General features: G+C 68.9%; 11 protein-coding genes. All 11 read right to left on the reverse strand.

Annotated elements, in window-relative coordinates; all coding sequences use genetic code 11:
• The coding region (locus VIP82_RS16965; RefSeq protein WP_331910731.1) for an amidohydrolase family protein at positions 1–748 on the reverse strand (748 nt) is incomplete at its 3' end.
• 2 nt (positions 749–750) lie between these two features.
• On the reverse strand, positions 751–1,830 hold the full coding sequence (locus VIP82_RS16970) for an ABC transporter permease (protein WP_331910733.1): 1,080 nt from the start codon (positions 1,828–1,830) through the stop codon (positions 751–753).
• A 2-nt stretch (positions 1,831–1,832) separates the two neighbouring features.
• Complete coding sequence (locus VIP82_RS16975) at positions 1,833–2,912, reverse strand: ABC transporter permease (RefSeq protein WP_331910735.1); 1,080 nt, start codon at positions 2,910–2,912, stop codon at positions 1,833–1,835.
• Positions 2,909–4,468 (reverse strand): ABC transporter ATP-binding protein, encoded by a 1,560-nt coding sequence (locus VIP82_RS16980; protein WP_331910737.1) that lies wholly within the window; start codon positions 4,466–4,468, stop codon positions 2,909–2,911. Before VIP82_RS16980 ends, VIP82_RS16975 begins: the two co-directional genes overlap by 4 nt.
• Before the next feature lie 7 nt (positions 4,469–4,475).
• Complete coding sequence (locus tag VIP82_RS16985) at positions 4,476–5,522, reverse strand: BMP family lipoprotein (protein WP_331910739.1); 1,047 nt, start codon at positions 5,520–5,522, stop codon at positions 4,476–4,478.
• 1,020 nt (positions 5,523–6,542) lie between these two features.
• A complete protein-coding gene (locus VIP82_RS16990) occupies positions 6,543–6,674 on the reverse strand; it encodes a hypothetical protein (RefSeq protein ID WP_331910741.1) in 132 nt (43 codons plus the stop codon).
• A gap of 106 nt (positions 6,675–6,780) precedes the next feature.
• Positions 6,781–7,227, reverse strand: a complete 447-nt coding sequence (locus tag VIP82_RS16995; protein ID WP_331910743.1) for a single-stranded DNA-binding protein — start codon at positions 7,225–7,227, stop codon at positions 6,781–6,783.
• Positions 7,228–7,266: 39 nt separating this feature from the next.
• Positions 7,267–7,785 carry a hypothetical protein gene (locus tag VIP82_RS17000; RefSeq protein WP_331910745.1) on the reverse strand — a complete coding sequence of 173 codons (519 nt, stop codon included), beginning with the start codon at positions 7,783–7,785 and terminating at the stop codon, positions 7,267–7,269.
• Positions 7,782–8,177 (reverse strand): hypothetical protein, encoded by a 396-nt coding sequence (locus VIP82_RS17005; RefSeq protein WP_331910747.1) that lies wholly within the window; start codon positions 8,175–8,177, stop codon positions 7,782–7,784. Before VIP82_RS17005 ends, VIP82_RS17000 begins: the two co-directional genes overlap by 4 nt.
• A complete protein-coding gene (locus tag VIP82_RS17010; RefSeq protein ID WP_331910749.1) occupies positions 8,174–9,985 on the reverse strand; it encodes a type IV secretory system conjugative DNA transfer family protein in 1,812 nt (603 codons plus the stop codon). The genes VIP82_RS17005 and VIP82_RS17010 overlap by 4 nt, the downstream gene beginning before the upstream one ends.
• A gap of 27 nt (positions 9,986–10,012) precedes the next feature.
• Positions 10,013–11,243 (reverse strand): MinD/ParA family ATP-binding protein (locus VIP82_RS17015; RefSeq protein WP_331910751.1); only part of this gene is annotated, 1,231 nt, incomplete at its 5' end.

Raw genomic sequence — 11,243 nt, forward strand, 5'->3', positions numbered from 1 at the left:
CCCGCCGCAGTCCGTCGGCCGAACTCTCTGCCGACACCATGGGTGAGTCGCTGCCGAAGAGAACCTTGTGCAGCACGCCGTACTCCTTCGCGGCGGCCAGGCCCCGTGCAAGCATCGTCGGCCGGTTGGCGATCGCGGAGGTGTCCGCGTACACGTTGGCGTTGCGGCGCATCACGACGACGGTCTCCTCGATCCACGGATGCCCGAGGTGGGCGATAACGATCTTCAGGTCCGGGAAGGCGATGGCCACGTCGTCCAAGAGCAGGGGGTTGGCGTCGACGAGGCGGCCGGCGTTGGCGAAGATGGCGCCCTGGTGAATGAGGATCGGCAGCCCGCGTCGCTCCGCGGCCGCGAACACCCGCATCGTCAGCGGGTTCAGCGGCGAGGTGCCCTGGTAGATCGGGCCGAGCTTGATCCCCACCAGTCCCAGGTCCTCGTGCGCGCGCTCCAACTCCTCGACGGCGTCGTGCCGGGTCGGGTCGACCGACATGAAGCCGACCGTGCCTCCGCCGACGGCGGCGACGAAGGCGGCGACGTCGTCGTTTGGGACGAAGATCCCCGACGCGATCGCCTGGAGGCCGAACACTACTGAGCGCTCCGCCGGAGCGATGCTGCGTCGGTACGACGCCAGAGTGACCTGGTCAATCGGCTCTGCCGCGAGGGTGCGACGCACTCGGCGGAGTCCGTCGGTCCACGGGGAGCGCTGGTGCTCCGGGGTCCAGAAGTGGGTATGGACATCCGTGATCAATATCAGGCCTCGCTTCGCGTGTATGGGATCGTCAAAGCCTCGGGCGATCGGTGGCGGCGTCTGCCACCGGCGGCCAGGGCGATCAGAGCGAGGACGTAGGGCAGGGCGAGCCAGAGCGGCGCGGGAACGATGATCGCGGGTTGCGCGACGGCCAAGACGGCCAACGCGAGGGCTGCTACGACGCCCACGACCTCGACTGGGCGTATCGGGCCGCGGCGGCCGCGCACGCGGCCCACGACCAGGAACACCACGACCGCGACAAGGCTGACGATCCACACCTCGACGGGCACCTCCCCGGTTGCCTGCAGGCGCAGCTGGAGCGCATCCGCGCCGGCGAAGATCGCCACCGCGACCAGGAGCCCGCCTAGGCGCCATCCGCCGAACAGAACGGCGGCCAGGGCGAGGTAGCCGCGCCCGCCTACCATCGCTTCTCGGAAGACGCCGACGTCACCTACCGACACGTAGGCGCCCGCCGCCCCGGCGCACGCGGCGGCGAACAGGACGCCCGCCCATCGCATACCGCGTACGCTCACTCCGGCCGCATCGGCCGCCACCGGGTTCTCACCGACCGCCTTCAGGCCGATTCCCCAGGTGGTCCGGTTGAGAGCTAGTCCGACGCCGACGACCACCAGGATGACCGCATACACGAACACGTCCTGGTCGAAAACCGTGGGTCCGATGATGGGGATATCCGATAGCAGGGGGATCGCGACCCTGGGCAGGGGGGTGAAGGACTGTGGGGTCGGGAACAGGTCTTCGTTGAGGAAGGCGGTGACGCCGAAGCCGAGCAGGTTCAGAGCGATGCCCGCCACGATCTGGTCGACCTTGGCCTCGATGGACAGCACCGCCATCAGTACACCAAAGAGCACGCCGGCGAGGATGCCGCCGAGGAAGGCAATGCCGATGTTCTGGGTGAGCACCATGGTCAGGTAGCCGCCGAAGGCGCCTGCGAGCATGATGCCCTCGAGTCCGACGTTCATGACACCGGCCCGTTGCGAGACGAGCTCGCCGGTGGCGGCCAGGAGGATGGGTGCCGCGATGGTGACCGCGGCGACGAGGAATGCGATGTCGAAGATGCCCACGGTCACACCTGCCCTACCGACGCGAGGGCCGGCCTTGTCGGTGCGTCCACGGGCGTCTTCTGCGCGCGCTTCGCGCGGTTGTGCAGCAGAACGCTCGATAGCAGCACGAGTACGATGATCGCGCCCTGCAGCACGGCTGCCAGCGACGATGGCACGTCGAGCTTGGCTTGCAGCGCGGTGCTGCCGACGTTGAGCGCGGAAAAGATGACGGCGGCAAAGATCGCGCCGATCGGCGAGTTGCGTGCCAGGAGTGCGACGGCGATCCCGTTGAATCCCACGCCGGCCTCGAACCCGTCACTCATCCACGGCGCGCTGCCAGCGAACAGCAGCGCGGCACCGGCCAGTCCGGCGAAGCCGCCGGAGATGAGGATCGCGGTGACGCCGGTGCGCCGTGGCCTGATCCCGGACCATCGCGCAGCGGTCTCATTTCCCCCGGAGGCGCGCACGTCGAAACCGAACGGCGTGCGGGCGAACATGAACACCAGTAATGCGGCCAGCAGGGGCATCAGGAGCACGTCGAACGACAGTCCGGGGATGCCCGGCACCGAGGGCCACAGGGTTGATGCCGGGAAGGTGGCGCTCTGCGGCTGTCCGTCGAGGGATCCGCGTAGCGGGCCGCGGATTAGCCAGTTCGCGATCTGCACGGCGACGAGGTTGAGTAGGAGCGAGGAGACGATCTCGAGCACGCCGCGCACCGCCCACAGCCAGGCGGTGATCGCCGCCCACAGCGCTCCGCCGGCGATACCTGCGACCGCGGTCAGGGGCACCGCGACGATGGCCGGCACGTCGCCGCACATCAGCCCCACGGTCGTGGCGAGCGTGCCGCCCGTAATGATCTGACCAGGGAAGCCGACGTGGATACGTCCGGCTTTGGTGGTGACGATCCAGCCAAGCGCGACCAGGAACAGCGGGACGGCCTGTGTCAGGGTGACCCCCAGATTGATCGGGGTGCCGAACGTTCCCTGCCAGAACGCGACCGCCGCCGCCGCCGGGGACACCCCGATGGCGAATAGGAGGGTGATGGCGGCGAGGACCGCGACGAGTACGATTCCGACGGGGGCGAGCAAGCGTGCGAGGCTCATGCCGCCACCGCCGAGGTCATCAGAGTGCCGATCGACTCACGCGTCGCCGTGGCGGCGGGGAGTTCGCCCTGGACGCGTCCGTGCGCCAGCACCACGATGCGGTCGGACATAGCCAGGACTTCGTCGAGGTCCATCGAGATCAGCAGCACGGCGCCGCCGGCGTCGCGGTGATCGACGAGTCGGCGGTAAACGAAGTCCGTCGCTCGCACATCCAGCCCGCGAACGGGCTGCACGGCGATCAGCAGGCGTGGGTTGTCGGACAGTTCGCGGGCCAGGACGGCCTTCTGTTGGTTGCCGCCGGACATCCGTCCGATCGGCATGTGCTCGCTCTCGGCGCGGACGTCGAACTCGTCCATCAGCTCGACGGCGCGACGCTTGGCGGCACCGATGTTGAGGAGGCCGTGACGTCGCAGCGGCGGCCTACGCAGCATCCGCATCGTGATGTTCTCCCAGACGGTCATGGCGCCGATGATGGCGACGCGGTGGCGGTCCTCGGGGATGAGTGCGCCTCCCGCGTCGTAGAAGCGCTGCGGGCCGACGGAGCGCATGTCGACGCCCGCGACCTGCACGGAGCCCGAACGTGGGGCGTTGATGCCGACGATCGCCTCGACCAGCTCGCGCTGGCCGCTGCCCGCCACCCCGGCCACCCCGACGATTTCGCCGCTGCGAACCACAAGGTCCGCGCCGGCCAGTGCCAACGGGGACGTGCGGGATGCTGCATCGCGCGCCACATCGAGACCGGTGACGGTCAGCACGGGCTCGCCTGTACGAGTCGGCTGCAACGGCGGACGGGCCTCGACGGTGCCGCCCACCATCATCGTGACGAGCTGATCGGCGGTGACCTCGGAGAGCGGGCCGCTACCTGCGACCGCGCCGCGGCGCAGCACCGTGTAGCGGTCGGCGACACTAAAGACCTCGGACAGCTTGTGTGAGATCAGGATGACGGCGTGCCCGTCGGCGGCGAGTCGCTTCATGAGCGCGGCCAGCTCCTCCCACTCGTCGGGGCTGAGCGCGGCGCTTGGCTCGTCGAAGATGAGGATCCGCGCACCGCGGCAGAGCAACTTGACGATCTCGATCCGCTGGCGCTCACTGACCGATGCATCCTCGACCAGGCGGTCGGGAGTGATCCGCAGGCCGGTGCTGTCCGCGATCGCCTCGGCGGTGCGGCGGGTGGCGCGCAGGTCGCTCTTCCAAGGGAAGGCGGACGGCCGCATGGCGAGGTTCTCCAGCTCGGTGAGGTTCGGCACGAGGGTGAAGTGCTGGTGGACCATCCCGATCCCGGCGCGCAGCGCCTGCTCCGGCCGCCGGAACTGCACTGGCTCGCCGTTGATCTCGATGGAGCCTGCGTCGGGCTGATACAGGCCGGTGAGGATGCGCATCAGCGTCGTCTTGCCGGCACCGTTCTCACCGAGCAGTGCGTGTATCTCACCCCATGCCACCTCGAGGTCGACGTCCTCGTTCGCGGTGAATCCGCCGAATCGCTTCGTCACGGATCCCAGCCGGAGTGCGGGGCCGGAGCGCGTCACGAACGACGCGCCGGAATCGGGAAGGGTCATGGTCGGCTCAACGCTCGATCTGGTCGTAGTCGGGCTTAGGCAGCAGAACGCCCTCTTCGAGCTCGATGTCACCGTTGATCAGCTGCTGGGTGACGTCGTCTGCGATCTTGACCTGCTCGTCGGTGCCCATTCCGGGGCAGAACTCGAACTTGAGGGCCCCGTTCTTGAGTCCGTAGGAGACCGAGCCGGCGGGAAGATCGCCGGCGGCGGCCTGGGTCACGGCATCCTGAAGGATCTTCGACCAGCTGACCGTGCCGGAGCCCACGATGTTCGAGCTGGACTCGCAGTGCAAGGCGAAGACGTCATAGACCTCGGTGGTCGCTGTCGCCGCATCGGCGGCCTGGTAGACGCCGGCGGAACCCGCATCCAAGTCGGAGATGATCGAGTCGACGCCGTTGGCCATCATCGCCTCGGCCGCGGACTTCGCCTTGCCCACGTCGTTGAAGTCGCCGGTGTAGGTGACCGATACGTTCGCCGAAGGGTCCTGGAGCTGCGCGCCCTGCCGCATGCCGTAGTACCACGCGGCCGTAGCCGGCAGCTCGAGCCCTGCGATCACGCCGAGCTCCTTGGTTGCGGACCGCGATGCGGCGACCGCGCCGGCGACGAAGGCCGGGTAGCCGACGTTCGCGATCACCGAGGTCACGTTCTCGGCGAAACTCGGCAGGTCGGCGGCCACCAGGATGAACGTGGTGTCGGGGTACTTCGCCGCGACGACCTCGACGGCCTTGTTGAGCGCGGCGCTGTCCGCGATCACGATGTCGTTGTCGGCGGCAAGCGACTCGAGCCCTTGAATCTGCTCCTGTGAGGTGGTCACGTTATCGACGATCGAGGTCAGCTCGAGTGTCTCGTCAGCGTCCACAGCCGCTTGGACGCCGGCGAGGCTGTACTGCGTCAGGCCGTTGTCGTTGCGCGGCGCGGCAGCGAGGAACCCGATAGTCGTGACGTCGCCGTCGGAGCTCGCATCCGCATCTGCGGCCGCGTCTGCTGACGCGCACCCCGAGAGGACGAGCGCACTCGCGGCCGCGAGTGCGATGAAGCTGATGGTCTTGCGCATGATGGACCCTTTCAAGATTGGCGGTGCGGGTGAAGAACGCCTGAGCAAAGCCTTCTGCCATGCCAGAGTCGACAACTATGTCCGACAAGAAGCGATCACCTGCAATATATATAGCATCGCCGAACATAAACTGCCATACCAGAATCTATGAGGCTTCTGTTTCGCCTACGTTGCCGAAAGATTGTGAACGTGCGACGAAACCCCGAGGACGTCGCAATTGCGAGCGGAGGGCTCGCCTCCCTTGCCGCGCACTGACCGCTGCAGGCGCTCGTCGCGGCCGTCCCGGGATTGATGCCGCCTGGGAACAAGATCGTGAGGATTGGCGGACGCTACGCGCCCGCGGCTACGCAGCGGTCTCCTGGTGATCCGTACCCCGAGCGGATACGAGCGTGGGGCCGGTTCGGAGAGATTCCGTGCTGTTCGATGCGGGGCGGACACAACTGGACTCCTCACGCCGTGGGGATCCGGGTTACGATCGCGGGCACAGTGAGGATCTAGGTATGCCGCACTGCGACCTCATCTGCCCGCATCTCGAGCACACGGCGAACTTCGACGCGGGGCGGCCTAAGCCGATCGGGCCGACTGGCGACCAGGTGGAGAGGACCCGCCTCCGGCAGGAACCACGAGAGTCTGTATACCTGTGACCGCATGGGTACCGTGCCGTGCCGTGCACGACGAGGCGCACTGATCGACGGTTCGGCGATCGCGTTGGCGGAACGTGCCGTCCTGATCCGATGGGCGCCGGCAAGCACCACGAACCCGAACCGCCGTCCTGCGCCCCAGATTGGGCTACTGGAAGTCAGCGAACGCTCGGGGCGGCGATGGCGGGTCACGGACACCCCGACGAGGTTGCGTGACTCGATCTGGGCGGCATCGCCCGGTGAAAGAGGTGGGTTATACGGGTTGCGGTTCCAGGCGGCCGATGACGACAACGAGTCGGTGGTTCTCGACGTGTACAAGACGAAACCGACTGGCATGTGCACCGTTGCTACGCGTGAGCGGGGTGCACGGCTCGGAGTGCTAGTCGGATGCGATGCTGCCGATGACGACGATACGACAGGAGTGGCACGCGTAGCCGTGGCCGGCATCGCGGAGCACGGCACGGCACTCGGGGCATCGTGGTGTCTGCCCGTCGTCGAGAGGGTCGGTCACAGCTCGAGGCTACCGACGTCGGCGCTGCGGCGGCGGAGTATTGCGGTGCGCAGCAGAGCGGGGCGAGAGTACAGTGACTCTCACCCCGCTTGCTTGTTGGTTCAGGTCAGCGGACGATCCCGGTGCCGGCGTACGATGCCGGTACCGCTGTCGGGCCCGTAGCGTCTGCTGCGGGCCTTTCAGTTTTTGGGGCGCGGTCCACCACGACGCCGGTGAACTTCAGCGACGCGCCCACATTGTCCGCGACGATGTCGCGGGTCTCACGGGTCTGACCGGTCTCCTTGTCCGTGTACGTGCCGAACCGGAGGTCGCCGGCGACGATCACCGAGTCGCCTTTGCGGAGCGAGTCGGCGACGTTGCGGGACTGCTGGTTGAACACGACGACCCGATGGAACACGGTGCCGACGTCTTCCCACCGGTTGGTGGTCTCGTTGAGGCGCCGGTCGTTGACCGCGATGGTGAACCGGGCGTACTCGTTGCCCGATTCACCGGCGCCGTGTTCGGGGTCACTGGTGAGGTTGCCCTCGATGGTGACGGGGATCCTGGTGGTCATCCTTCTTCCTTCCGTTGGGAGACACCCGACGCGGGTGTCTCAGTGGGCGTGGGCCTGTGTGGTCCACGCGTCCCATTCCTGCTCGTCGATGACGTTGGTCCACGAGCGAGGTATGAGGGGGTCGTGTCCGCGGGAGCAGCCGCCCGAGTAGGCACGGGCGAGGCGGGGGAGGGCGAGGCTGAGTCGTTCGTGCCAGCCGATGGGGCCGTAGCCGGTGTCGGTGGAGTCGAAGGACGCGGTGTGCGCGGTGTGGAGGGCGGAGAGTTCTTCGACGAGCTGCCCGTGTTTGAACCAGCACACCGGCACCACGGATTCGGAGATCCGGTAGCGGACGGTGAACCATTCCACCCACGCCCGCAGTGCCGCCCATGTCGGACCCGCGTCGGTATCGGTCAGGGTGTACCAGTTGACCGTGCTCGCGCCGAGAGGACGGGAGCTGCCGGCACGGTCGTCGCGGTTCGAGGCTGAGGTCGATGGTGGCGGTGGCGGGCCGGGGCGGGTCATGTCTTCGGCGATGGCGTCGTCGTGGTCGGGGGGCGGGTCGCGGTAGTCGGTCATCGGGTGCTCCCGTCGGCGGGCTGCAGTTTGGGGCGGAGCCGTCGCAGGGCGAGGTGGGTGGCGTCGCGGCGGGTGCGGTTTTCGGAGAGCACCGGGTCGCGGTCGATGAGCCGGTGCAGCAGGTCGTGGCAGTAGGGGTGCAGCGGCATCAGGTCTTCGTGGGCCTCCAAGGCGAGCCATCGTCCGTTCGTGGAGCTCATGCCGGTGTAGTCGAGGTGGTGCAACTCGAGGTGGTGTTTGTCGGCTGGCTGCCCGCATGCTGCGCATTCCAGCGGGATGCCGCGGGTGCTCTGGTCGCGGAACCAGCGGTCGCGGCGGGCGAACCAGGCGCGGGAGCGGAGAAACTCGGACCGGTAGATGTTGACCAGCGCGGGCCGGCGACGGTTGCTCATTTCTCAGTCACCGCCTCAGGCTCCGCCTCGGGCGGTGCCGCGGGGGTGGGGGTGCGCTGTGCGGTGTCGAACACGCCGCGTTGCTCGCGTTCGGTCTCCCGTTTGCCGGACTGGATCGACGACGCGTCGCGGCGTTCGTCCCAGCCGGCGAGGTCCAACAGCACGCTGCGGCGGTTCCGGTAGGCGAGCAGCCCGGCGGTGGGTGGGAGGCGGCGGATCTCGTCGACGGACATCAGCGGGCGGCGTTCGTGGTGCTCGCTGGTGGAGTGCCCGGCGTCCCGGGTGGACCAGGAGCGTTGTTCGCGGCGGGTCTCCCGGGTGCCGAGCAGCGATTCGATGTCGCGGAGGTGGCCGACGTGGCTGGCGCCACCCAGCAGCACCTTTGCGGTCGCGGCGGCCCAAATGGTGTCGGCTTCGGCGCGGGACCAGGAGGTTTCGGCTTGGGAGAGGGCTTGCAGGACGATGAAGGTGCAGATGCCGCGGCCGCCGCCGTCGGCCATGATCCGGGGCAGGTTCCCCCACCGGAACATGTTCGCGATCTCGTCCAGGATGAGCCCGAGCGGATGCTGCAGCCGGGAGCCGGGGGAGGCGAGCGCGGTGGTGCGGGCGACTTCGACGATGTCGTCCAGCAGTGCGCCGAGCCAGCCGCCCATCGCGGACGCGCCGGACGAGGATCCGATGAGGTACAGCGTGTTCGCGGCATCCAGGAACTCCCGCGGGTCGAACACCCGATCACCCGGGCCGGGCAGGAGTGCGGCGCGGATCTGGGGGACGGCGAGTGGGGCGACGGCGCCTTGCACGCCGAACCAGATGGAGGAGACGAGCTTCTCGTCACCGCTGATGGTGGCGTCGAGGCTGTCCCCCCAGCCGGGGGTGCCGTCGCGCTTCAGGATGTCGACCGCGTCGCGGGTCTGTCCGGGGCTCGTGCCCCAGTCGTAGAGCTCGGCGATCGTCTTGCCGCCGACGGCGGCGGCGTGCAGCAGCCGGCCGAGGACGACCCCAGATGCCTGCGCCCATTCGCCATTGGTCGTCGAGGCGCCCAGGGCGGTGCCGGTGATGATCGCGGTGCCCCGCTGCATCGCCACCAGGGGATCCTCGCAGCCGGCGATCGGGGAGACCCGGAGGGGGTGGCGGATGCCGGAGAGGCCTTGTGGGTCGAACACGTCCACGGTGCCGCGGGTCTGCCGCATCCGCATGGTGGCGGTGAGGTTGTCGTTGGTGGTCGAGGTGGTGATCAGCGGGCCGGACCAGTCCACGATTGCGGAGATCAGCACCCGGTAGCCCTTGCCGGAGCGGGGTGGGCCCTCGAGGGCGACGGAGTCCTCGATGGACACGTACACGTCGTGCCCGCGGGACCGCCCGACCCGCCACCCCACGTCTGTCGCGGTGGGCTTGGCGATGTCGGGGCGTAGCTGGCGGGCGCGGCGCAGCACCGCCTTCGCGGAGAGGTGGTCGCGGATCTCCGACGCCGTGGCGAACCCAGGTCGGGTGCGCAGGTCGGTGAGGAACGCGCGATCCGACTCCCGATAACGGCGGACCGCCACCAGCACCCAGGCTGCCAAACCGGAGATGAGGAGCACCGCGGCGACGTCGACGACCCGGATGACGGTGACCGGCAGGACGCACCCCGCCGGCGCGCTATAGCCGGCGGGGTTGCCGGTGACGGCCAGGACCAGCCCGGCGAACAGGCTCTCCGGGTGCGGTCGGTCCCCGCACGCGAGCCGGGTGACGGCTTCGGCGATGAACGCGAACGCGAGGGCGAGGACCATCGCCGCGGCGACGAGGATCGCCGCCGTTTTGCCGAGCATCCCCTGATTCACGACGCCAATTTCGTTTCAGAGTGCCTCGGCGGCGGACGCTGCGGCGGCGAGCCAGGCGTCGCGGGTGCGGGGGCGAAGCGTGTCGAAGCGGAGCGGTCCGGCTTTTAGGGCGGGGTCGAACGGGATGATGTGCACGGCGCGGACGTGCCCGGTGAACCCGTCCGCGATGCGGCGGGCCGCGGTGTTGCCGGTGGGTTCGGATTGGGTGACGAGGACCACGGCGCGGTCGGCGAGGGCGGCGGAGCGTTCGTCGCGGCCGCGGAGCGCGTCCAGCAGCAGCGCGGCGGATTCGGCGGATTCCGCGGTGGTGAGGGTGGGGATGACGAGTTGGTAGGAGCTGTCGATCATCCGCAGCCACCGCTGCGCGGATTCGTCGTTGCCGGAGTCGAAGATCACCATCCGGTAGAACCGTGCCGCGACCTGCATCAGCACGTCGAACTCGGCGGCGTTGATGCGCTGGTCGGTGGCGAGCAGTTCCGGGTTGGAGCGGAGCACGTCGTACCGGTCGGCGTTCTGGTGGTGCACGAACCGGCTGATCTCCGACACCCCCGCTCCCGGCGCCAGCAAGCCTTCGGCGGCGGGGAGGAAGTCGCGGAGGGTGGTGTCGTATAGGCCTTGTTCGGTGCGCCAGCCGAGGGTGCCGCGGGTGTCGTTGTTGTCCCAGGCGAGCACGTTCCCGCCCCCTTCCCGGGCGTACACGGCGGCAAGCATCGCCGTCGTCATGGTCTTGCCGACGCCGCCCTTGCCGTTCACGACGGCGACGGTGCGGCATCCCGCCCACTGCCGCGCGACCAGCGCTTGCTGCGCCGCCCGCCGCACCGCCGCGGCGGAGGGGCGCACGGTGATTCCGAGGCCGGCGAGAACACTCCGCCAGCCGGTGAGGCCGGGTGTCGTGTCGGCGGACGGGGTGAGGAAGGTGGGGCGGGCGGGGGACTCCGCAGCCGCGGCGCCACCGGCGGGCGGCTCCGTCGGCTGCGGAGCCCGTTCCCTCACCTCCTCTCCACGGCTGGGGATGGTCGCGTCGTGCACGTCCAGGTAGGGGCCCAGGTCCAGGCCGTCGTCGTCGGAAGTGGCGTCGGCGTTAGGAGTGGCGGGGAGGCGGGTGAGGTCGCCGGCGGGGTCGACGAGGAGACGGTGGGCGCCGCGGTCGCCGGAGGTGACCAGTTCGATCGGGGTGCCGGTGCGGCGGGCTTCGTCGGCGGCGCGGCGGACGATGGCCTGCCGGATGTCTTCACCGCCTGTGGCG

The organism is Microbacterium sp., from assembly GCF_036566905.1.
In the GTDB taxonomy this organism is placed as follows: Bacteria; Actinomycetota; Actinomycetes; order Actinomycetales; family Microbacteriaceae; genus Microbacterium.